Origin of the sequence: Aquabacterium sp. (genome assembly GCF_030652515.1) — a bacterium.
Lineage (GTDB): Bacteria > Pseudomonadota > Gammaproteobacteria > Burkholderiales > Burkholderiaceae_C > Aquabacterium.
The window spans coordinates 1-21,499 of the sequence record NZ_JAUSAR010000032.1 but is presented as its reverse complement, the minus strand read 5'-3'; the positions used below and the strand labels follow the sequence as shown (position 1 = coordinate 21,499).

Below are 21,499 nucleotides of genomic sequence, written 5' to 3'. Positions count from 1 at the left end.
CTGACTTCGGCTATTGAGCCTTTATTTGGTCATGGTCACTTGGCCATGGTCACGAACAGCGGGCCATCGGCTTCGCGCATCACCACGTGGCGGCCAGTGCTGGTCACCGTGGGTTGAACGGTGGTGCCGTCCCAACGTGTCACTGTTCTGATGGTGGCGGGCAATTGCACCGTGATCTTGCTGGCGTTCGTGTCTGACCACAGGGCGAAGGCGCGGTCCGAGGCACCATCCCAGCGCAGCACGTGCAGGCCTGGGGGCACGTCGGGGATGAAGCCCTTGAGCACCCGCCCATTTTGAGCACCGTACAGGTTGCGCAGGCCCACCATGGCTGGTTTGTCGGCGCCCGAGGCGGTCAGCAGGCCAAAGTTGTGTTCGCGGTCGGTGGGGCTGCTGCCATCATCGAGCAGGTTGTACAGAACGCTGACCGGGCTGTTCAGGGCAATTTGAGTCAGCACCTTGCGCAGCACCAGGATGCCTTGCCGACGCAGGGCGCGTGGATCCCGGCCATTGCCATAAACCGCGGCGTCAATGTCTTCGAACGAGGAGTAGCCCCATTCGGTGTCCCACAGCACGGCGGCCGTGCCTTTGCTGTTGACCAGGTTCTGCAGGGGGGTGGCGTCGGCGGCATAGGTTTCAGGCGCCGTCTTGCGGTAGGGGTGAACGCCGACGGCGTCAACACCAGTGAGCTTGCCGGTGTTGAGCATCCTCAGCAGGTAGGTGGTGTCCAGGTCAGCAATGCCACCTGACGCGACCTTGGCGGTAGGGACTGCCAGGTGGATGGCCCGGGCGGCCTTGTCCAGCAGGTTGGCAAAAGCCACCGGATCAGGCGAAGGCCAGCGTTTTTCCTTGTTGGGCTCGTTCCAGATTTCGTAGCCCACCACCTTCTGGTTTTTGTACTGCAGCGCCGCCCGGCGGGCAAACTCGGCGAAGGCGCTCTGGTCGGCGCTGGTCAGGGGGGCCGCGCCGCCGTGGTCGGGATGGCCATAGTTCAGGATCCACAAGACCGACATGTCGCGTTGCGTCAGCGCAGCGGTCAGGGCGTCGTAGCGGGCGAAAGAGAAAACGCCATCCTTTTCCACGCCATCCCAGTGCAAATCCTTGCGCACCATGGTGATGCCGGCCGCTTTGAGCTTGTCCAGTGCGGCCAGGGTGTAGCTCTGGATGGTGACCCCGACACGGCCGACATAGGTGGGCGGAAAGGCGATGTTGGACAGGGGCACGTTGGATTTGAGTTCAAACGTGTTGTCAGGCGATTTGAGCAAGGCGACGTTGTCGATGTCCAGCGAGCCCGCGGGGTAGGACATGGGCAGGTCACCCGACAGCACCGAGACTGACTTCAGGGGGCCGCGGAAAATGCCGTCGTTCGTGCCCTCCCAGAAAACCGAACTGCGGCCCACTGGGATCTGCACCGAGCGCCATGCGGTGCCGCTGGCTTGTTCAAGGGTTCTCAGCGGGATGGGGAACTGCAATGTCTGGCCACTGCCATCAACCACGCGAAGACTGGGCCGGGCCACGCCTTGCAGATTGCGCAGGTCCAGGGAGATGGTGGGCTGGTCGTTCACGCCCACCTCGATCGTCTGGGGCAGGCGCAAGCTGGCCGAGACATAGCGGCCGCAGGAGGTATTGGCCAACCCGTAGGTGGGGGTGCCGCAACCCAGGTCATATTGCAAGGAGACTGCTTTGGTGCCTGCCACGCCATTGGTGATTTCTGCGAGCCCACCGTTGGCGCCAGGGAACTCTGAGCCGGGGTAGAAGGTCCAATTGGCAGCTTTGTCCGTGTCGGTGTCAAAGGTGGCAATGATGTTGGAGGCCGTGGGCACCCAGGACGCTGCCATGTCAACGGCGTCGGTCACCACCACTGGTGGTGCTGGAGCGGTGGGCTGTGTGGTGCCTGAAGTGCCGCTTCCGCTGCCTCCCGAGCTGGTGTTGTTGTTGGATGTGGACCCACCCGATGTGACCACCGATTCGGTGGTGGCCGAGCCACCGGTGGTGCTGCCGGGTGCTGCTGTCGAGCCGCCGCCACCGCCGCCGCAACCTGCCAGCCCGATGGCTGCCACACAGGCCCATGCCACCAAACCAAACTTACCCATCAAATCATTCTGCGATTGCGTTTTCATGTGCTCTGCGACAACGTCGAACTCGTTTAATCAATGTGAAGCAAGCTTATGTTGCCAAGCCCGACGCAGGCTATTGCACTTTTCACACTTTGAGGGGGGGATACAGAGCGTTACAGCATGCCGTGATACCGCCTGGGGGGTGATCGTAATGTCTTAATTTCATTTGGTCTGTGAGTAGTTGTCTGCAATAGGATCAAGTGGCCCCCCGTGAACAGGGGGGACTAAGGAGGTTTGGCCATGAAGTGTTTTTGGATACCGCTGTTGATGTCGGGTGTGGTTTGCATGGCGGCAGAGCCAGTCAAGGGTGTTCCCTTGGTGGCGGAGTCCGGCCCGGCCTGGGAGGCCAGCCTGGGGCGCGAGTTTCCGGGGGCAGCCGCGTCCATGAGCCAAGCCAAAGTGGGCGCGCGCAGCAAGGTGGCCAGGTTGCACTATGACCTCGGCTGTGGTGCCGCCAAACCCAAGGCCGCCTCGGGCAAAGCCTGTGGGCGATATGTGGCCATGAGCTTGCGTTTGAAGGCGCCGATGGCCGTGGGTCCCTCAGAGCGGCCAGCGATCGCCTTTGACATCCGCAACCTGGATGGCCACGCGCAGACGAGCCTGCGCGTGGTGGATGCCACCGGGCAGAACCATCAGTTCAAGGCCAGGGCCCGAAGCCTTGAAAACCCGTCCGGGCAAGCTTGGCAAAGGGTGCAGGTCGGGGTGGGCAAAAGCCGCGCTTTCTGGGGTGGGGCCGCTGATGGCGTGCTTCATCCGCCCATCAAGGCCTTGTCCGTGCTGGTGGGTGACATGGGCTTGTTGCAGCCGCCCGGCATCGTGGAGGTCGACAACCTCACCTACCTGCCCAGCAATGACGTGGCTTACCAGCTCAAATTGGATGGGCCCTTGTCGGGGCAAACCTTCGCGCCCAGTTATGTGGGGCGCCTGGCGGTGGCGCTGCATCGCCCGTTGGAGTTTCATCAATTGGACAAGGCGCGCTCTGCGGGCATCACCGTCATTCGGACCGATGTCTATTGGGACAAGGTCGAGTCTGGTGGCAAGTTCAACTTTGACCGTTACGAGAAGCTGGCTTCGGAGTTGAGCAAGCGGGGGATGTCGGCTTTGTGGATCCTGGACTATGGTCACCCTGAGCATGGCGGCAAGGCGCCTTTGACGGAGCGGGATCGGGCGGCGTTTGCAGAGTTTGCGCGCCAGGCTGCCCGGCACCTCAAAGGCAAGAGCACGCTGGGCTTCGAGATCTGGAATGAGCCCAACTTGGCGCACTACTGGCCCAAGCCCGATCCTGTGGCCTATGCCACCTTGTTGTCCGAAGCCATGAAGGCCATCCGCGAGGTCCAGCCTGCCGCCGTGGTGGTGTCCGCCGGGCTGGCCAACACCGATGAGGGTTACCTGCTGAGGATGGCGGAGTCGGGCAAGCTGGCCGGGGTCAGTGCCGTCAGCCTGCACCCCTACCGCAAGGAGGGCCCCGAGAGCTTCGCGACTTTCGTGGCGCCCCTTCAGCAGGTGCTGCAGGCCCACGGCGTGCAAGCCCCACTGTGGGACACCGAGTGGGGGTACTCATCATTTGGCGACATTGATGCCAAGGAGTTCGGCCATGGGCATGACCCCCGGGCACTGCGTCAGCAAGGCATCCTGGTGCTGCGCAAGGTGCTGACCCAATTGGCCCTGGATATCCCTTTGCACACCATCTACGACATGACCGACGATGGTGACGACCCCCGCAACCGCGAGCACAACTTTGGCTTGTTGACGCGCGATGGTGCCGACAAACCCGCCATGACGGGCTTGCGGAGTTTGCTCACGGCGCAGACAGGCAGGGTCTTCAAAGGCCCGGCCCCCGACGTGCCGCCGGGCCTGCACGTGTTGCGCTGGGACTCGCCCACCGACCAGACTTATGCCGTGTGGGTCGATACCCCGGATCGGACGGCGGTGGTGTCCTTGCCCAAAGCAGTTAAAGTTAAGAAGGGGCTGTGGTGGGATGGCAAGCCTTGGCAAGGCAAGGCCGACAGTGTCAGGTTGACCGAGCAGGACGGCCCATTGTTCGTGACGGTTGGTCGCTGACGCTGCGGTGTTGGTGGTGTCAGGCGCGCAGCAGCTTTCGTCCTTGGTGCAAGCCGCTTGGTTGATGAAGTGCCCCATCAATCAAGGCGCCGCCGACTACCGAAGTAGGTGGTCGTGGGGCTTGCGAAATTTTTTATGCCAAGCCAACTTATCACTTTGGTTATTGAAGGAGGAGCCCCCGGGCAATTCCACGCATGATCTGGATCGACCGCCAGTGGGCGGGTTTGGCGCTGCTCATGGTTTGGCTGGACTGCTGAGCCGGTGGCCCCATTGATTGAAAGGCTCCTCCACCAGCTTGTAGCTGAGCTGGGCCATCAGCAGGCACAGCAGCGATCCCCCCAGCATGTAAAGGCTCATGTGCCAGCCTGTGATCTGGTAGTGGATGCAGGCCGATGCCACCAGGGTCATGGCGATGGGATGGAACAGGTAGACGGAATAGCTGATCTTGCCAATCCAGACCAGCACACCAGGCGGGCGGCGCAGGTACAGCAGGCCCAGCCCGAATATCAGCAGACCCAGCAGATGGGAGTAACCAAAGCGAAGTGGTGAGTCCGTCAGCTTCAGGTCAGCGAGCCAATATGCCGCCAGCACCAGCGCGGGAATGCCGAAGCTCAGCAGGGTGCCCACGATGGCCAGGGTGTTGATGGCGCGATTCTTCCAGTGCGCATCAAAAGCTTTGCGGTACAGGGCGCCCACAAACATGATGCTGATCAGGAAAGGCGCGTAGGCCAGCTCCTTCGGAGGCATCCATGCCGGGACTTTCTTGAACAGCAGTTGCGACACGCCAAACAACATCAGAAAACCGACACAGGCCAGGAACAGGGTCCGGGGCTGGTGCAGCACGCCAGTCATGAACAGCAGGGCGCAACTGATGTAAAAAACCAGCTCGATCTGCAATGTCCAGTACAAGCCCAGGATGTGCGGCTCACCAAAGAAGGTTTGCAGCATGGTGGCATTGGCCAGCACCGTGCTGGCGCCATGGACCTGGTCAAGCACCAGGCCATGGACCAGGATGGCCACGGCGATGGACAGCCAATAGGCTGGGTACAGGCGCAGCAGGCGCTTGATGGCGAAGCCTTTGATGGCCTGGTCGTCGCCTGGCTTCAAGCTGCTGGGGATGATGAAGCCACTGATCAGGAAGAAGCAGACCACGCCAATGCGCCCGAAGTCCACCTGCCATGCCATGTCGTGCAAGGCCGTGCCTTGCGAGGCCACGCCTGGAATCTTGATGAAGGTTTCGGCGAAATGCTGCCAGACCACCAGGATGGCAGCGATCGCCCTGAGTGCGTCGAGAGGGGAAAACCGGCTTTGCATGTCTAGACAGTTGCCTTGTGCATTTCTTTGGGTTGCGACATCAGGCCCCATGCAATGCCGATGGCAATCGGTGAAAAGGCGTCGTCGGCGATGTTGGACACGATGCCGTAACCCAGTGCGATGATGCCCACGGCGAAGGCCGCTCGCGATGCGTCACGGTGGCTGTCTGCATTGCGCATGATCCTGACGAAGAACAGCACGAACAGTGTTGTTCCGATGAGGCCAAAATTAGCCATCAGGAAGAGGTGCAGGTTATCGACCACTGACATTCGCGACACTTTGCCGGAGAACAAGGCGGGCAGGCCGATGCCACCCAGTCCTTGCCCGACCAACCAGTTGTACCAGTGAGTGAAACCATTGATGGTGTCTGGCCAGGAATTGCTGATACGGTCGGCAAATGAGGACAAGATGCGAGGGCTGGAGCGCTGGAAGGCAATGCCTGGATTGGTGATCCAGGAGATCAGCGGGGCCAGGATGCCAAGAATGAAAAAGGCTATGGCGAAAAAAACACCGGACATGCTGCGCAGCTTGGACTGCATAGGGAAGGCCGAGATCGCTGCCACGGCCATGTAGGCAATGATCAGACCCTTGCTGGTGGTCAGGTAAATACCGGCAATCCCCGCGACGAACAGCAACAGGCGCACCCAGTAGTTCTTGGCGGTGATGAGCATGGCCCCACCAGTGATGGCAATGATCCCCGCAGCCAGGGGTGAGGCTCGGGTGAAGCCGGCCAGTCGGCGCTCGCCCCCGCTGATCCACCATACACGGCTGATTTCGGAGGTGCCAAACGCACTTTCGAACAGCCCGCCCTCCCACGGGAAGGCGCCATAAAATCGGTTGATCACAACACCCGTCAAGGTGACGCCGAACATCAGCATCAAAGCGAGCTTGAACTGTTTGGGGTGCGTCAGCACCGCCGTGTAGGCTGCGATGCCAAACAGGAACGTGCCGAAAATTTTGATCGCGAACAGGCCCGAGAAGATCCCGTTGTCCAGCAGCACCGTGGCGAAGAACGAGGTGATGAGCAGGTAGGTCAGCAGCAGCAGTTGATTTCTCTGGCGCTGGAAATGGGCTCGAGCCACCACCATGCTGGCCAGGATGACGGTCGCTGAGATCAGGTCTCGGGCGTAAAGCAGCGTGGCGATCTTCAGGTGAGACAGCACGAAACGCAGCGGCCCCTCCAGCGCCAGCGTGGTCATGTAAATGCACAGGCCCCAGAAGATCAGCTTTTCCAGCTGCGTCGGGGCGGTCGTGCTTGGCGAGCCCGGGTTCAGGGCAGCTGTGGGCGTGGACAAGGTGCTATGCATGTCGGGCCTCCTCAAACAGTTGTTCGTGCTCGCTCAACATCTGAGAAAAATCCAGGAACCGCTTCACGGAAGCGCGCGCCCTGGGTTGCATGGCTTCGATGCTGGCTGGTTGGCGCGCCGCCTGCACGATGGCTGCCGTCAGTGCCGCGGGCTGTGTGGGTTCGAACAGCATGCCGTTGATGCCTTCCTGGATGATCTCCGGGATGCCGCCCCGTTTGGCACCAATCACCGGCACACCCTGGCTGATGGATTCATAAACCACGCCTGGCAGGGGGTCGTTCCATTGCGAGGGTGCAATGCACACATCGATCTGCTGAAAGAAAGCCATGGCATCGGCCTTGCCCAAGAACTTCACCACGTTGGGTGGGGCCAGGGCCTTGAGCTGGGCTTCATAGCCGGGCTCGCCGGTGCCGGCCACCAGCAGGGTGATGCCGGGCACCTCTTGGGCCGCCAGCACAAAGGCCTCGATCAAGGGCTGGATGCCTTTGACCTCGGTCAGTGCCCCGATGAAGCCAAACACCACAGGCCGCTGCTGGCTCGTCAGTGGTGCGCGGAGCGCGGGTTCTGGCAGATCGCGGGCGTTGTAGATCACGCGCTTGATGGGCGTGTTCTTGAAAATGCCTGCCGCCAGGTGCGTATTCAGAATGGACTGGCTGACCGACAGCACGGCCGAGACCTTGTCGGACAAAGCGGCATGTGGCCGCCTGAAAATCTGGCAGGTGCCGCAGGCCTGCTCGCAAATGCGACCGCCCTTGTACATGGTGACGCTGGGGCAGATCAGGTAGTAGTCGTGCATCACATGCACGATGGGGATGCCCAGGCGCTGAGCCTGCTGCCACACCGCCACCGACAGGCCCGAGAGGTTGTTGGACACCACCACGTCAGGCTTGACCTGCTGCATCACTTCGCGGATGGGCCGTGCCATGAACAGGTTGTTGCTGTCGATGCCATGCCAAAGCATGCGCTTCCAGGTGGGCCGGGCCTCTTTGGGGAAGCTCCAGTACACATTGCGCTGCTTGAGCCGGTGCACCTCGATGCCGTTGACGTTGTCACGTGCATCGGCATCGGCCGAGACGAGCGCCGACACCCGGTGCCCGCGCGCGGCCATGCCTTCGGCCATGGCTCGCAACATGACCTCGGCCCCGCCACCCACATGCGGGTGGTAGGAGGTGTTGGTGTACAGGATGTTCAAGCGAACTGCCGCTTCCACTGCTGGATCTGCTCGAAAGGCATCTTGATGGACACGGGCCGTGGGTTGTTGATCCACTGGTCAATGCCGGCGATGTCGGCGCGGGGCAGGGTTTGCAGGCCGGTGTCGCGCCCGATCTCGGCGGCGCGGTTGTCCACCTCAAGGATCAGGGTGCGGCGGCCATGCTGCAGGGCCCGGATGCCGCCGTGCAGGCGGTTGCCCACGTAGTCGCAATCGGTGGTGGCCAAAAACTCATTGAAGGCGGCCAGCGTGGGCGCGATCACCTTGACCTTGTCGCCCACCTGTGACTTGGCGTATTCCAGGTCTTCGAACATTTGCGACCAGAAGTACACCTGCTCGTAGTTCTTGAGCACGGTGTCCATCCATTGGCGATCGACTTCAATGTTCTTGAGGTACTCGGTCACCGTCATGACGGCGATCTTGGCCTTGTGCGTGGGCAACTTGCTGCAGTGCTCGGGCGTCAGGCTCCACATCGTGGGGCAGCCGGTGTAGACCACGTTCTTGATGCCGATGGCGTGCAGGTGCTTCTCGGTGTAGCGGTCGCGCACCGAGTGCAGGTGCTTTTTGGACAGCATGGATCGCAGGATGAAGGCGGTGGCAAAGTCAGGCACCGATTGGTATTTGTGCCAACCCACGCCGCACAGCACGGCATTCTTGACCTTGAAAACGTCTTGCAGGCGCAGCTTCCACTGGCGGTACCAGAGCCAATGGCTGGTCAGCATGTTGGTGCCGCCCACGAACGAGAGAGGGCTCTTGGCGATCTGCTCCAGGCCGCCCTTGCCAGGGCAGTCGTGCGTGGGCACGTGCAGCAGGTAATCGTCCGGAAAGATCTCGTACAGGGCCGAGTTGACCGCATCCATGATGATGAAATCACCCAGGTTGTCGGTGACCTGGCTGGGGTCGAATACGACGATTTTCCGCATTTGTTTCTTTCTTGATCCGAGGGTCTAACGAGTTTTCTGGTGAACGATGGCCGCCATGCTCAAGGCCAGGAAGCACTGGCAGGCATAGGCCGACATGACGGCGCCCATCCACGAGTAGTGCTGAATCAGCACAAAATTCAGCAGCACGGCCAGCACTGCCGCAAAGATCTGCACCATGCTCCTGGCCCGCTGGTGGTTGGCGGCGGCCAATGCGTCGGACATGGCACTTTGCACAAACAGCGGGATGGGCAAAAAGGCCAGGGCGCGCATGATGTCGACCGACAGGGCGTACTTGGGGCCAATGAGCAGCGGCAGCAGCGGGGCCAGGGCGTAAATCATAATGCCCACGGCGGTGCCATAGAGCACGCCCACCACCATGGCGCGCCTGGCAATGCGCGCTGTTTCTGACAGGCCATGGGTGCCGCCAGCCCGGTACATCTTGGCTTGCAAGGCCAGCAAACCTGCTGTCAAGGGGGTGGTGGCCATGTAGACCAGCCTGAAGGCGGCCGTGTACGCGCCGTTGACGCTCAGGGATTCGAAGCGCGGCAAGATGGCTTTGTCGATGTCGATGTAGACCCCGCGCGCGGCAAACCCCATTGAAAAGAACACGCCCTGCTTGATGTCGGTGCGCATTTTCGGGAAGTTAACGCTCACGCCCTTGGTGGTCTTGAGGGTGTAGCTCATGATGAACAGGGCAGCCAACCCGCCGCCCACGATGTGCGCCAGCGCCCAGTCACGGGCGGTTTGCAGATCCAGTTGCAGCAACACCATGGCGCCCACAAATCGCAAGCTGCTTTGCAGCACCAGGAACTTGCTGGCCACGGCATGGCGGTCCAGCCCGAAGAACACGTGCTGCGAGATGTCGACTGCTTTGGTGAAGATCAGCTCGGAGATGCAGAACAGCAGGGCGATCAGCAGGAAGTCAGGGTCATCGTCCCAGAGGTAGAACCCCGCCAGCACCATGGCGGTGAGCACAGACCCGGACAGCAGGCCCGCGGTCAGCGAGTTGCCATACAGCCGGGCGATGGCTTGTTCGCCACGGGCCAGTTGCATCACCATCATGTTGGCGGTGCCCAGCCCGGAGAAGGGCAGCAAGGCAGCCGTGATGGCCAGGATGCCAGCCACTTTGCCAAATTCATGGGGGCCCAGTGTGCGAGCCACCACCAGCAGTTGAAACCCCTGCAGGGCGGCCACGCCCAACTGACCCAGGATCAGCGGTAATACATTGTTCTTGAAGAACGCCAACCGCTGGTTCACGCACAGGCCATTTCAGCGAACCAGCAATGGGCGTGTTTCAGCGGGCGAGGCGCTGACCATGGCGGCGGCAAATTGCTCTTGCCGTTGGAACAAATCCTCGAGCTTGGTGCCAGGGACCACGCGTTGGGACACCCGCACCAGCACCCCATCGGTGATGCGCCCTGACAAGCCTTCCTTGAGGATGTGCAGGCGGGTTTCCCAGGCGTTGCCGCTGTAGGTGCTGCCCAGGCGGATCCAGTAGCTGACAGCCTCCAGGTTGCCGTTGCGGTCTTTGGCCATCAAGCGCTTGCCGGTGACCGGTTGACCATCGGGGGTGTTCAATGGGAAGGTGACGTCGGTCAGTGATTCCACCGCGAAACCCTGGGCGGGATAGCACAGCTCGGGGCGGTGGATCTTGACTTCCTGGCGTTGGCGTTTGCCCCAGGCCAGCGCGACCTGGATCATGTGGCCCGCATCATCCACATAGGTGCGCATGACGCTTTGGTCATAGGGCTGGTCGTAGGTGGTCTCGCCGGTGCTCAAGGACACTTGCACCCGGGGGTTGGGCAGCTCGCGCCAGGGGCCGATCTGACGAGGAACGGTTTTCTCCAGATCGGCCGCGTTCTGGATCTCGTGCACGGAGGGGGTGGCGATCATGGCGGCGACCGCAGAGGCGCCCAGAATCACCGAGATGATGACGCTTCGCAGCAGCGTGGATGATGATGACGATTTCATGACGTTTCAGCCTTGTGTGCTCAGGCGTTGAACTCGTTGAGGATGACCCCACCGAAGTCTTGTTCGCGTTTGTTCAGCATCGTGACCAATTGCCTCATGGCCGGGACCGAAGTTTGGCCCTTGCGGCCGATGGCCACCGATGAGCCGCACTTGGCGGCCACCACACGTGCATCGGCCCCATGGCTGAAGGCGGGTGTGTCGACCAGAACATAGTCGAACTTGCTCACCAGCTCATTGAGCAGGAGATCAAACACGGGGCGCTGGATCAACTCCAGCGGGTTGGGGGGGACCACGCCAACCGGCAGCAGGAACAGGCTGGGCAGCGCATCGATCGGCCGGATGACATTGGTTTCATTGCGACCGGACAGGATGCCGCTCAGGCCCGTCTTTGGATTTTCAATGCCAAAGATCTCGTGCAGGCGGGGCGTGCGCATGTCGGCATCGACCAGCAAAGTGCGACCGCCCAACTGGCTGAAAGCCACGGCCAGGTTGGCCGCGAAAAAGGATTTGCCATCCCCGACATTGGGGCTGCAGATGGCCAGGGCCTTGCGAGGATTCTGATCCGCGAACATGTTGCTGATCAACTGGCTGCGCACGTCGCGGAAGAACTCGGAGGCGGCATCAAACGGTTTGGTGGCCACCACCAGCTCGGCGCAGACGGCCGTGCCGCCTTCGGCCTGGTAAGGGTAGTGAAACTGTTGCGACAGGGCCCACAGCACGTCTTCGCGCTTGATGAAGCCCAGGGCCACGGCGGCCTCGCCAAATTTGAGGCCGGTTTTTTGCTGATGCGCCAGGACTTGAGAGACCTGGCCCGCTGACAAATTGTTGGCCTCGGCGATGATGTCGCCAATGGATTTGTCGCCACTGCCTGATGTTTGGAAGTCGGTCATGCTGAGGTTCTGGTGAGATCAGGAGGATTGGCCGGGTGCGGACAATTCAGGCAGGCCACGTTGTGTGCCCAGGCGTGGAGACGACCCCACTGGCAGCTTGCGGCCTCGCTTGGCCTCTGCGACGGCAGGCATCAGGCCCAACATGGGGGCGCCCAGGGTTTCGGTGACATCCTGTTCCAGCCGAAGTTTGCGGTTCATCAGCTCTCGGATGATGGCCGCCCCAATGCCCAGCAAGGTGCCCAGGATGATGGACACGATGGTGTTCAGGATCAAGCGTGGGGACGACGCCTTGGCGGGCGGCGTGGCCATTTTCAGCAACGAGACGTTGGTCTGGTTGGTGTTGCTTTCCAGGGTGGTTTGGGCCAGGCGCCCTTGCAGCGCGTCGTAAGAGCGTTGGGCATTTTCGACATCGCGCTGCAGCACGGCGGCGTCATCGCGTTGCTTCTTGAGGGTCATCAGCTTTTCACGCTGGGCTTCCAGGGTGGCGCGGAACTGGCGTTCGCGCTGCAGGTTGACGCTGCTGGAAATGCCCATGCTGGCCCGGGCCGCGCGGGTTTCCGATTCAAGCTTGGCTTGCAGCTCGGTGATGTTGGCTTGCAGTTCCAGAACCTGGGGGTGGGCCGGGCCGAACTTGGCGTTAAGCTCTTTCAGGCGGGCCTGTTGGCGTGACATGTCGGCGCGCAGGCCGGCCACCACGGGGCTGCCCAGCACTTCGGGGCTGTTGGCGCCAGATTGCGAGTTGCGGCTTTGCGCGTCGGCGGTCTGGGATTGCATGCCGACCAACTGTGCAGACAACTCGCCAAGCCGGGCGGTTTCAACGTCCAGGCGTTCGTCGGTGGCCAAAATGCCTTTGCTGCGCTGGTATTCGGACAGCTTGGTTTGGGCTTCCTCCAGCTGTTGGCGGGCTTGCTTGATTTGCTCGTCAAACATTTTGGAGAATTGCCGGGCGGGCTCGATGCGCATGTCCAGACTGGTCTGGATGTAGGCGCGGATATAGGCATTGGCCATGGCCGACGCGAATGTCGGGTCCACGGCGGTGTATGAAATATTGATGATGCTGGATTCTTTGCCGGGCGTGACATCCAGGTTCTTTTGCAGGATGTCGGACAACCAGGATTGGAAAACACCCTGGCCTTCGGTGTCATCTATCCACTGCTGGCGCAGGTCGGGGTTTTCGGCCAGTTTGAGGGACTCGATGACTTTTTGCGAGACGCGTTCGCTCTGGAGCACATCGATCTGGGTGGCCACGTACCCCGGCAGCAGGGCGTTTTGCATCACCATGCCGCTGATGGGATCCGAGGCGCGAAAGTCGATCACGACCACCCCTTCGGCGGTGTACTTTTTAGGCAGGAGCAAACTGAGCGCCACCGCCAGTGACACGGTGACCACCAGAATGGTGACCATGATGATCCATCTGGCTTTGAGTATGGAAATAAACTGATTGAAGCTCATGGTTTTTGGTTTGTGCTGATCGTTTTAAGCGACCGAAGCATCCTTCTTCGGCAGTTTTGGGTCAGTCATGAAGAGGCCTAAAATCGAGTCCGTGCCGATGGTGAGCAAGGTCGCCACCATGAACAACACAATACCCGCGAAATCGTGGACAAAACCTTGTCCCACCTCGTCGCCAAAATAATAGGTGACCAGCACCAGCGCCACCACTCGGATCACGTTGGAGGCAAATGAAATGGGCAGAATCAACACGGCCAGCAGTCCGTTGCGCAGTTGGTTGGTGTGCTGGGCCACGCTCATGTAGAAAACTCCGATGGCCTCAAGGGCGAAAATGGAGTTTAGCCCGGCGCAGGCATCGGCCACCAGCAATTGGTAGGGGCCGATGGTGAGGACCACGCCTGAGCGGCCGATGGGGTAGCCCGCCCAATACAGCACGTGCTCGGCGGTGTACGACACGGCTTGCTTCAAGGGGGCCGTCACCTGGTCAACCACCGAGCCTGGTACCGGGATCATGAAGAGGATGAAGAACAGCGGGAACCACATCACCCGCAGGCCAGGCCAGCCGCGGTACAGCAGGAACAGCCCGGCCAGTACCAGCAACTGTGAGCCGACATCCATGAAGAGGATGTCTTGCGAATGGCCCAGGATGTAGAACAGCAGGCCCGTGGCCAGGGTCAGGCCCCCGGCCACGGTGGCAGGCGGGCTCTCCAGGGCCGCGAATTTGGGCCACCGCTGCCAGGTCAGCCAGAGCATGAGCGCCAGAATCACCGGGCCGTGGCCCTGCCCCACGACGTTCCAGATGGTCTTGTCCAGGATCACGTAGGTGGGGACATACAACGCCAGCAGCCCGGCCAGCACCAGCACCAGTTCAACTGTGTTGAAGCGCGATGTGTTCTCTTGGGCGAGGCTGGATGGTGCGGATGGGGTCACGGTGGCCTGTGTCATGCAAGAAGAATTCCAAGTGTATAGGGCCGGCTGTTGCAACTCATGCGGCGGTGCGGGTGAGGAAGTCCTGGTAGGCCAGGGCGATGCCTGTCTGCAGGGAGGTCTTGGCTTGCCAGCCCAGTCCGGTCAAGCGAGAAACATCCATCAGTTTGCGCGGTGTCCCGTCGGGCTTGGTGGTGTCGAAGCGCAGTGCGCCTTCAAATCCAACGACTTTGACGACGGTTTGTGCCAGCTCGCGGATGGTGATGTCTTGGCCGGTGCCGATGTTGACCAGCGGACCGTCGTAGCCCTGCTCCATGAGGTAGACGCAGGCATCGGCCAGGTCGTCGGCGTACAGGAACTCTCGCATGGGGGTGCCAGTGCCCCACACGACCAGGGACTCGTCACCCCGCAGTTTGGCCTCATGGGCCTTGCGGATCAGGGCAGGCAGCACATGGCTGTTGTTCAGGTCGTAGTTGTCGTTGGGCCCGTAAAGATTGGTGGGCATGACGCTGATGTATTGCCGCTGGTACTGGTCGTTGTAGGCGTCGCAAAGCTTGATGCCTGCGATTTTGGCAATGGCGTAGGGCTCGTTGGTGGGCTCAAGCTCGCCGGTGAGCAGGGCATTTTCGTGGAGGGGCTGTGGTGCCAGCTTGGGGTAGATGCAGCTGGAGCCCAGGAACATGAGCCGCTGCACGCCCGCGACGTGGGCCGCGTGGATGAGGTTGGCCTCGATCATCAGGTTCTGATAGAGAAAGTCGGCCCGGTAGGTGTTGTTGGCCTGGATGCCGCCCACCTTGGCGGCGGCAATGAAGGTGTAGCTGGGTTGCTCGGCCTGCATGAAGGCCAGGACCGCACGCTGGTCGAGCAGGTCCAGTTCATGGCGTTGGCGCGTGACGATCTGGGTGTAGCCCAATGATTGCAGGCGGCGCACGATGGCCGAGCCCACCATGCCGCGATGACCAGCGACGAAAATTTTTGCAGCTTTGTTCATATGAATGCGTTGATGAGGGGCAGATCCCGGCAGTTAGGCAAAGGTTCAATGCAATCTGTCACTAAACGTGCCCTGCCGGGTCGCTGGATCTGTGCTACCTGAGAGTTTAATCAGGCAAAAAAAAGCCCCGCCGTTGAAAGGAGGGGCTGTTGTGGGCAGGCATCGCCGCAGGTGGGCTAGCCTTTTTGCTGCTTGGGGTCTCGTCCGAACACCGCGCGAACCAGGAGCTTGGCCAGGAAAACGCTGTTGGTTTCCAGGTAGCGGCGTGCCAGGCGGCGGGGCTCGCAGACGAAGCGGTAGAGCCATTCCAGGCCTCGCTGCTGCATCCACACGGGGGCCCGGCGCAGGGTGCCTGCGTGGTAGTCGAAGGCGGCGCCAACGCCGACCATGACGGCCTTGATGGTGCCGCGTTGTGCGGCCATCCAGGCTTCTTGCTTGGGGCAGCCCAGGCCCACGAACACCACATGGGCGCCCGAGGCGTTGATTTTTTGCGCGTAGTCGGCGTCTTCTTGCTCGGTCAGCTTGCGGAACGGGGGCGAGATCATGCCTGCGATCTTCAGCTTGGGGAACTTGGCCATCATCCGGCCGCGCAACTTGGCGAGGGTGTCGTCAACGCTGCCGTAGAAGAACACGGATTGGCCGCGGCGCTCGGCCTCGGCCAGGTAGCGCAGCATCAAATCGGGGCCGCTGAGGCGTTGTTGTTCGGCAAAGCCTTCCTTGCGCATCATCCAGGCGACAGGGGCGCCATCGGGCAGGGCCATGTCGGCGCCATTGATCACGGTGGCGAATTCGGCACTTTGGCTGCCGGTGACCACAGAATGCACATTGCACAATGTGACATAACGCGACTGATGCTCGGCACCCCAGTCGGCGATGCGGCTGACGGCGTCATCCCAGGAGGTGGCGTCAATGAACGTGTCAAGGACGTACGCGCCGCTACGAATGATCTTCTTCTTCGCGTGTTGCTTCAAGCTGCCCAACACCTGTTCCCGCTCCAAGAACGACAGAGATGGATAACCGAAATTTGGATCTGGATGTCTCATAGGACGCCCACCAGGGGTTGTTGTTGATGTCCGAACCTGCTTGGACACATGTGCTTGATTTTAGAGGAGAGGCCACAGGCGCTACTTCAGGGTTAGCGCGTGGTCTGGCAGAAAGCCGTGTCAGAAAGCGCTGGCATTTATCACGAGGTGGTTGAATGGAGTGCTTTTGATGCGGGAAGTTCCGGGGGTGGGGTCTGGGTGACAATGCGGCGGGGTTGACCCGGGCGGCAGGATGGTCGTGGATGAGAGTCTTGATGGTGCACAACGCCTACCAGCAGCGGGGTGGCGAAGACAGTGTGGTTGAGTCGGAGGTGGCTCTTTTGCGCCAGCATGGGCATGAGGTGCATCTCTATGAGCGCCACAACGATGAGGTCAACCAGGTTTCACGCCTGAATGTGGCGGCGCAAACCTTGTGGTCGACGCAGACCACCCGCGAGGTCAAGGCCCTGATCAGCCAGTTCCTGCCCGATGTGATGCATGTGCATAACACCCTGCCGTTGGTGTCGCCGTCGGTGTACTGGGCCGCCCGCGCCCAAGGCGTGCCGGTGGTTCAAACGCTCCACAATTTCCGGTTGATGTGCCCCCAGGCCATTTTTCTGCGCGAGGGCAAGGTTTGTGAGGATTGTCTGGGCAAGGTGCCTTGGCGCGCCGTGCAGCATCGCTGCTACCGTGGGTCTGCGGTGCAGTCCGGGGCGGTGGCGGTGATGCTTTCGACCCATCGCGCCCTGGGTACTTTTCAAAAAAAGGTCTCCAGGTACATCGCCTTGAATCAGTTTTGCAAGGATAAATTTGTGGCTGGAGGGTTGCCCGCCGATCGCATCAGCATCAAGCCCAATTTTGTGGCATGGCCCCACGTGCCTGATTGGCGGGCGCGGGCTGGGGGGCTGTTTGTCGGCCGTTTGTCCGAGGAAAAAGGCATTTCGGTGATGTTGGCTGCGATGCGCTTGATGGCGAACCCGGGCGTTCAGATCATTGGCGGCGGTGCTTTCGAGGCGGAAACCAAAGCGGTTGCAGGCACCAGTTACCTGGGATTTTTGCCTTTGGACGACATCATGGCCCGAATGGCATCGGCGGCCTTCCTGGTGTTGCCCAGCGTTTGCTATGAGGGTTTTCCCCGCACTCTGGTTGAGGCTTTTGCCAGCGGCATGCCTGTGATCGCCAGCCGACTGGGGTCCATGGCGGAGTTGGTGGCTGATGGGCGGACAGGGTTGTTGTTCAATCCGGGGGACGCTGCCGACTTGGCCGCCAAGATCGAGTGGGCACACCAGCATCCGCAAGCCATGTTGCTGATGGGGCAGGCTGCTCGGAAAGAATACGAATCTCGTTACACGCCAGAGCAAAACTGTGCTGAACTCATCGAAATCTACCGGCAGGCGATCGCTGAATCAGGGTAATCCGATCGAACTTTCTGCATGAATCGGTAACAATCACCGGTGCCAGCCCTGGGTGGTGGCTTCATCGTTTATTTTGCGCGGTCTATGGCTCAATCAGCACCAACCTCCGGGGCGTTTCCCAGCGCTCAATTGCCTGTCAAGTTTCCGGTCTGGTCGCTGGTCATTTTTTGCCTGGCCTTCGGGGTCATGTACATCCCTACTTTTGCCACCCTGGCCCAGACGACCTGGGCCACGGACGAGCAGGGGCATGGTCCTTTGATCCTGGCGGCTTGTGCCTGGCTGCTTTGGGGCATGCGCAACGATTTGTTTGCCCCTCCTGCCAAGCCGGCGCTGGTGCCTGGCTTTTTGCTGTTGGCGCTGGGGCTGGCGATGTACGTCGTGGGGCGTTCACAGCGGGTCATCGAGTTTGAAGCCAGCTCTCTGATCCTGGTGCTGGTGGCTTGCATTCTGCTGGTTCAGGGCGGTGCGGCGGTGCGGCGGGCCTGGTTTCCCATCCTTTTTCTTTTGTTCATGGTGCCTTTGCCGGGTGCCTTTGTGCAGGCCTTGACCTTGCCGCTCAAGAGCGTCGTGTCCATGGTGGCCGAGCAGATACTGTACTGGGCGGGTTACCCCATCGGTCGCACGGGTGTGACCTTGATGATCGGGCCTTATCAATTGCTGGTGGCCGATGCATGCTCTGGGTTGAATTCCCTGTTCACGCTTGAAGCTTTGGGCTTGCTCTACATGAACATCATGAACTACAAGTCCAAGGCCCGGAACGTGATCCTGGCCGTTGGCATCATCCCCATTTCCTTCATCGCCAATGTGACGCGTGTGATCATCTTGGTGTTGATCACTTACCACCTGGGTGACGAGGTGGGGCAGGGCTTTGCGCATGAGTTTGCGGGTCTGGTGCTCTTTTCTGTGGCGTTGGTGCTGACCTATGGGCTGGACCGCTTGCTGGCGGCCCGCTTTGACAACCTGAAAGGTGCCCGCGATGGCCGCTGATGTGATGACGACCCAAGCTGGCGTGTCTCGGCGTGTGCCTTTGGCGGTTTTGTTGGCAGCCGGCCTGATGTTGGCTGGCGCGGCAGCCTCGGTCTGGCTGAAGCCCACAAAGATGATCGCCGATGAGAAGCCTGCCATCGTGCTGAGTGCCGTGGTGCCCGAAACGTTTGGGGGCTGGAAAATCGATCCCAACATCGTGCCGGTGTTGCCCGATCCCACGGTGCAAGACCAGCTGAACTCGCTTTACTCCGAAACACTCAACCGCACCTACGTCAATCAACAGGGTCAGCGAATCATGTTGTCGATTGCTTATGGCCGCAATCAGAATTCGGAATCAACGGCCGCACACCGACCTGAGTTTTGTTATGTGGCCCAGGGTTTCACGATCAAAGGGTTTGGCAAGGAGGCAGTGGCGTTGCCGACTCATGCCCTGAGTGTGGTGCGGTTGGAGGCTCAAGCTGATCGCCGCATTGAGCCCATCACCTACTGGGTGACGCTCAACGAGGAGGCATCCACGCCTGGCCTTGATCGCAAGTTGCAGCAATTGCGCTATGGCCTGCAGGGGTACATTGTCGATGGGATGCTGATGCGCATTTCGTCGCTCACCGATGCTGCCGCGTCGCCTGGTGGCAAACCTGACTACCACCTGCATGACCAGTTCATTGCGGACATGGAAAAGGCCATGACCTCCGGCTTCAGGCCTCGTTTCTTTGGTTCTTGATGGTGTCTGACATGACAAAAAAAATAGCGTTGATCACTGGGGTGACAGGGCAAGATGGTTCTTATCTGGCAGAGTTTTTGCTCAAAAAAGGCTATGAGGTTCACGGCATCAAGCGCCGCTCCAGCCTGTTCAACACCGACCGGATCGATCACCTGTACCAGGATCCGCACGTTGACAACCGCAACTTCATCCTGCACTACGGCGACCTGACCGACTCCACCAGCCTGGTCCGCATCATGCAAAAGGTGCAGCCCGACGAGGTTTACAACCTGGCCGCGCAGTCGCACGTGGCCGTGAGCTTTGAAGAACCCGAGTACACGGCCAATGCCGATGGCATTGGCGCCCTGCGCCTGCTGGAGGCCATCCGCATCCTGGGCCTGGAGAAAAAAACGCGCTTCTACCAGGCGTCAACCTCCGAGCTGTATGGCCTGGTGCAAGAGATCCCGCAGAAGGAAACCACGCCTTTCTACCCGCGCAGCCCCTACGCGGTGGCCAAGCTGTACGCTTACTGGATCACGGTGAACTACCGCGAGGCCTATGGCATGTACGCCTGCAATGGCGTGCTGTTCAACCACGAAAGCCCGGTGCGTGGCGAGACCTTCGTGACGCGCAAGATCACGCGGGCCATCAGCCGCATTGCGCTGGGCCTGCAGGAGTGCCTGTTCCTGGGCAACATGAGCGCGCTGCGCGACTGGGGTCACGCCCGTGACTACGTCGAGATGCAATGGTTGATGCTGCAACAGGAGGTGGCCGAGGACTTCGTCATCGCCACTGGCGTGCAGTACAGCGTGCGCCAGTTCGTGGAGTTTTCTGCGAAAGAGCTGGGCATCACGCTGGCTTTCGAAGGTGAAGGCGAACAAGAGGTGGGCAAAGTGGTGGCCGTGGAGCCGGTCAATGGTGAGTTGCTGGCCCGGTGCAAGGTGGGTGATGTGGTGGTGCGGGTTGATCCGCGCTATTACCGCCCCACCGAGGTTGAAACCTTATTGGGTGATCCGACCAAGGCCAAGACCAAGCTGGGCTGGACGCCGGTCATCACGCTGCAGCAGCTGGTGGCCGAAATGGTCTTGAGTGACTACACGGCTGCCAAGCGCGACAGTTTGGTCAAGCAGGCCGGTTACCAGGCCTATGACTATCACGAATGATCGGGAGCCCGAAGCGTTCGGATGGTGGGGGCCGCATGTCTGAGGGGGCGGATCAGCGCAAGTTGCCGTTCCAGGGGGTTTCGCATTCGTTGGTTGACCAGGCCTTGCTGAGCATCAGCAATTTTCTGATTGGTCTGGCATTCATCAAGTTCGCGACGAAGCATGACTATTACGCCTACAGCCAACTGATTGGTTATGTGGCACTGACCTTGGCCATTCAGGCGGCGTTGGTCAACACCACCGCATTGACGCTGTTGCCTCAAAAACGTGGGCGGGAACGTGCTGAAGCCACCCATGTTTTCTTTGGCTTGCAGTTGTTTCTCAGCTCGACCCTGGCGATGGTCGGTGGCCTCTTCCTGTGGTTGACGCCTGCGGCTATTTCCATGGATGTCATAGAAATGCCCTTGGCGTTGGCCATGGTCTTGATGGTGTTGTCATCTTGGTTGCGGGAGTTTCTGCGCAATGTGCAGTTCATCAACATGAGGGCCGACATGTGCTTGCAGCAGGACATGGCCTATGTTTTCTTGCTGGCCATTGCCATTGGCACCCTCGTGGTTTCCCAGAATGTTCAAGCCGATGAAATGCTTTTGGTCATTGGGACAGCCGGCATCCTCAGTGCTTTGCCCTGGCTTCATCGGGCGTCGATCAGGCCTGTATTCAATTGGGTTCAGTGGTCTCGGCTGTGGTCAGAAATCTGGCCTTTGGCACGGTGGTCCTTGCCGGCGGGATTGGTGTCCTGGGCTTCCGGCAATGGTTACCTTTTGATTGGTGCGGCAGTCCTGGGGCCCGAGACCACGGCTGAAATCGTGGCGGCCAAATTGTTCATGGCGCCTTTGGGCACCATATTTTTGTCATGGGGCAATATCTTCAGGCCAAAGGTGAGCCACTGGATTTCCGTTGGGGCCAGGTCCGAAGTGGCTCGTTTAACCCAGCTTTCAATTCTGGGCGTGGCAGGCGTGGTGTTGATCTATTTTCTGGCCATGGTGTTCGCGTACCCATTCCTGGATGCTCACCTGTTGGGTGACAAATACAAAGGTTTGCAGTTTGACATCGCT

General features: G+C 60.4%; 19 protein-coding genes. 6 read left to right on the top strand and 13 right to left on the bottom strand.

The window, feature by feature from the left end; genetic code table 11:
* Positions 1-35: 35 nt before the first annotated feature.
* Positions 36-2,090, bottom strand: a complete 2,055-nt coding sequence (locus tag Q7V20_RS04180; RefSeq protein WP_304787495.1) for a cellulase family glycosylhydrolase — start codon at positions 2,088-2,090, stop codon at positions 36-38.
* A gap of 264 nt (positions 2,091-2,354) precedes the next feature.
* Here Q7V20_RS04180 and Q7V20_RS04175 point away from each other — a divergent pair, with 264 nt between their 5' ends.
* Complete coding sequence (locus Q7V20_RS04175) at positions 2,355-4,175, top strand: cellulase family glycosylhydrolase (protein ID WP_304787493.1); 1,821 nt, start codon at positions 2,355-2,357, stop codon at positions 4,173-4,175.
* 234 nt (positions 4,176-4,409) lie between these two features.
* On the opposite strand, the gene Q7V20_RS04170 is transcribed toward Q7V20_RS04175, so the two are convergent.
* From Q7V20_RS04170 to Q7V20_RS04120, 11 genes are all read right to left on the bottom strand, one after another.
* Positions 4,410-5,489, bottom strand: a complete 1,080-nt coding sequence (locus Q7V20_RS04170) for an acyltransferase (protein ID WP_304787491.1) — start codon at positions 5,487-5,489, stop codon at positions 4,410-4,412.
* A 2-nt stretch (positions 5,490-5,491) separates the two neighbouring features.
* A complete protein-coding gene (locus tag Q7V20_RS04165) occupies positions 5,492-6,796 on the bottom strand; it encodes an O-antigen ligase (protein ID WP_304787488.1) in 1,305 nt (434 codons plus the stop codon).
* Complete coding sequence (locus tag Q7V20_RS04160; protein ID WP_304787486.1) at positions 6,789-8,006, bottom strand: glycosyltransferase family 4 protein; 1,218 nt, start codon at positions 8,004-8,006, stop codon at positions 6,789-6,791. The genes Q7V20_RS04165 and Q7V20_RS04160 overlap by 8 nt, the downstream gene beginning before the upstream one ends.
* Positions 7,985-8,929, bottom strand: a complete 945-nt coding sequence (locus Q7V20_RS04155) for a polysaccharide pyruvyl transferase family protein (protein ID WP_304787484.1) — start codon at positions 8,927-8,929, stop codon at positions 7,985-7,987. Before Q7V20_RS04155 ends, Q7V20_RS04160 begins: the two co-directional genes overlap by 22 nt.
* Before the next feature lie 24 nt (positions 8,930-8,953).
* Positions 8,954-10,186, bottom strand: coding sequence for a lipopolysaccharide biosynthesis protein (locus Q7V20_RS04150; protein WP_304787482.1), 1,233 nt, complete (start codon positions 10,184-10,186; stop codon positions 8,954-8,956).
* A gap of 12 nt (positions 10,187-10,198) precedes the next feature.
* Positions 10,199-10,900, bottom strand: coding sequence for an exosortase C-terminal domain/associated protein EpsI (locus Q7V20_RS04145; RefSeq protein WP_304787480.1), 702 nt, complete (start codon positions 10,898-10,900; stop codon positions 10,199-10,201).
* A 20-nt stretch (positions 10,901-10,920) separates the two neighbouring features.
* Entirely contained in the window at positions 10,921-11,790 is an 870-nt protein-coding gene (locus Q7V20_RS04140) for a polysaccharide biosynthesis tyrosine autokinase (protein ID WP_304787478.1), read from the bottom strand.
* Between the two features lie 18 nt (positions 11,791-11,808).
* Positions 11,809-13,242 carry a chain length determinant protein EpsF gene (epsF, locus tag Q7V20_RS04135; RefSeq protein ID WP_304787476.1) on the bottom strand — a complete coding sequence of 478 codons (1,434 nt, stop codon included), beginning with the start codon at positions 13,240-13,242 and terminating at the stop codon, positions 11,809-11,811.
* A gap of 24 nt (positions 13,243-13,266) precedes the next feature.
* Positions 13,267-14,184 carry an exosortase B gene (xrtB, locus tag Q7V20_RS04130; RefSeq protein WP_304787474.1) on the bottom strand — a complete coding sequence of 306 codons (918 nt, stop codon included), beginning with the start codon at positions 14,182-14,184 and terminating at the stop codon, positions 13,267-13,269.
* A 40-nt stretch (positions 14,185-14,224) separates the two neighbouring features.
* Positions 14,225-15,157, bottom strand: a complete 933-nt coding sequence (locus tag Q7V20_RS04125) for a GDP-L-fucose synthase (RefSeq protein ID WP_304787472.1) — start codon at positions 15,155-15,157, stop codon at positions 14,225-14,227.
* Positions 15,158-15,333: 176 nt separating this feature from the next.
* Positions 15,334-16,128 (bottom strand): WecB/TagA/CpsF family glycosyltransferase, encoded by a 795-nt coding sequence (locus Q7V20_RS04120; protein WP_304787470.1) that lies wholly within the window; start codon positions 16,126-16,128, stop codon positions 15,334-15,336.
* 314 nt (positions 16,129-16,442) lie between these two features.
* On the opposite strand from Q7V20_RS04120, the gene Q7V20_RS04115 reads away from it, so the two are divergent.
* The 4 genes from Q7V20_RS04115 (at position 16,443) to gmd (ending at position 20,444) form a co-directional block, all read left to right on the top strand.
* Positions 16,443-17,594: a glycosyltransferase family 4 protein gene (locus tag Q7V20_RS04115; RefSeq protein ID WP_304787468.1), complete on the top strand. Its 1,152-nt coding sequence runs from the start codon at positions 16,443-16,445 to the stop codon at positions 17,592-17,594.
* Between the two features lie 84 nt (positions 17,595-17,678).
* Positions 17,679-18,581 carry an exosortase B gene (gene xrtB, locus Q7V20_RS04110; RefSeq protein WP_304787464.1) on the top strand — a complete coding sequence of 301 codons (903 nt, stop codon included), beginning with the start codon at positions 17,679-17,681 and terminating at the stop codon, positions 18,579-18,581.
* 4 nt (positions 18,582-18,585) lie between these two features.
* Positions 18,586-19,302 (top strand): exosortase-associated protein EpsI, B-type, encoded by a 717-nt coding sequence (gene epsI, locus Q7V20_RS04105; RefSeq protein WP_304787462.1) that lies wholly within the window; start codon positions 18,586-18,588, stop codon positions 19,300-19,302.
* 11 nt (positions 19,303-19,313) lie between these two features.
* The gene (gmd, locus tag Q7V20_RS04100) at positions 19,314-20,444 is read left to right on the top strand and encodes a GDP-mannose 4,6-dehydratase (RefSeq protein ID WP_304787460.1); all 1,131 of its coding nucleotides are present in this window, start codon (positions 19,314-19,316) and stop codon (positions 20,442-20,444) included.
* Positions 20,445-20,703: 259 nt separating this feature from the next.
* Here gmd and Q7V20_RS04095 read toward each other — a convergent pair whose 3' ends face one another.
* Positions 20,704-20,937, bottom strand: a complete 234-nt coding sequence (locus Q7V20_RS04095; RefSeq protein ID WP_304787458.1) for a hypothetical protein — start codon at positions 20,935-20,937, stop codon at positions 20,704-20,706.
* A 4-nt stretch (positions 20,938-20,941) separates the two neighbouring features.
* Between Q7V20_RS04095 and Q7V20_RS04090 the strand changes: the two genes are divergently transcribed.
* Positions 20,942-21,499, top strand: a 558-nt coding sequence (locus Q7V20_RS04090) for a hypothetical protein (RefSeq protein WP_304787457.1), incomplete at its 3' end; no start/stop codon positions are given.

Bases quoted from the DNA above. Each gene is read 5' to 3' on its own strand.
- Q7V20_RS04115 (WP_304787468.1), top strand. From the start codon at position 16,443: ATGAGAGTCTTGATGGTGCACAACGCCTACCAGCAGCGGGGTGGCGAA.
- Q7V20_RS04175 (WP_304787493.1), top strand. From the start codon at position 2,355: ATGAAGTGTTTTTGGATACCGCTGTTGATGTCGGGTGTGGTTTGCATG.
- xrtB (WP_304787474.1), bottom strand. From the start codon at position 14,184: ATGACACAGGCCACCGTGACCCCATCCGCACCATCCAGCCTCGCCCAA.
- Q7V20_RS04140 (WP_304787478.1), bottom strand. From the start codon at position 11,790: ATGACCGACTTCCAAACATCAGGCAGTGGCGACAAATCCATTGGCGAC.
- Q7V20_RS04180 (WP_304787495.1), bottom strand. From the start codon at position 2,090: ATGGGTAAGTTTGGTTTGGTGGCATGGGCCTGTGTGGCAGCCATCGGG.
- Q7V20_RS04145 (WP_304787480.1), bottom strand. From the start codon at position 10,900: ATGAAATCGTCATCATCATCCACGCTGCTGCGAAGCGTCATCATCTCG.
- gmd (WP_304787460.1), top strand. From the start codon at position 19,314: ATGACAAAAAAAATAGCGTTGATCACTGGGGTGACAGGGCAAGATGGT.
- Q7V20_RS04165 (WP_304787488.1), bottom strand. From the start codon at position 6,796: ATGCATAGCACCTTGTCCACGCCCACAGCTGCCCTGAACCCGGGCTCG.
- epsF (WP_304787476.1), bottom strand. From the start codon at position 13,242: ATGAGCTTCAATCAGTTTATTTCCATACTCAAAGCCAGATGGATCATC.
- Q7V20_RS04125 (WP_304787472.1), bottom strand. From the start codon at position 15,157: ATGAACAAAGCTGCAAAAATTTTCGTCGCTGGTCATCGCGGCATGGTG.
- Q7V20_RS04170 (WP_304787491.1), bottom strand. From the start codon at position 5,489: ATGCAAAGCCGGTTTTCCCCTCTCGACGCACTCAGGGCGATCGCTGCC.
- Q7V20_RS04155 (WP_304787484.1), bottom strand. From the start codon at position 8,929: ATGCGGAAAATCGTCGTATTCGACCCCAGCCAGGTCACCGACAACCTG.
- Q7V20_RS04095 (WP_304787458.1), bottom strand. From the start codon at position 20,937: ATGTCGGCCCTCATGTTGATGAACTGCACATTGCGCAGAAACTCCCGC.
- xrtB (WP_304787464.1), top strand. From the start codon at position 17,679: ATGGCTCAATCAGCACCAACCTCCGGGGCGTTTCCCAGCGCTCAATTG.
- epsI (WP_304787462.1), top strand. From the start codon at position 18,586: ATGACGACCCAAGCTGGCGTGTCTCGGCGTGTGCCTTTGGCGGTTTTG.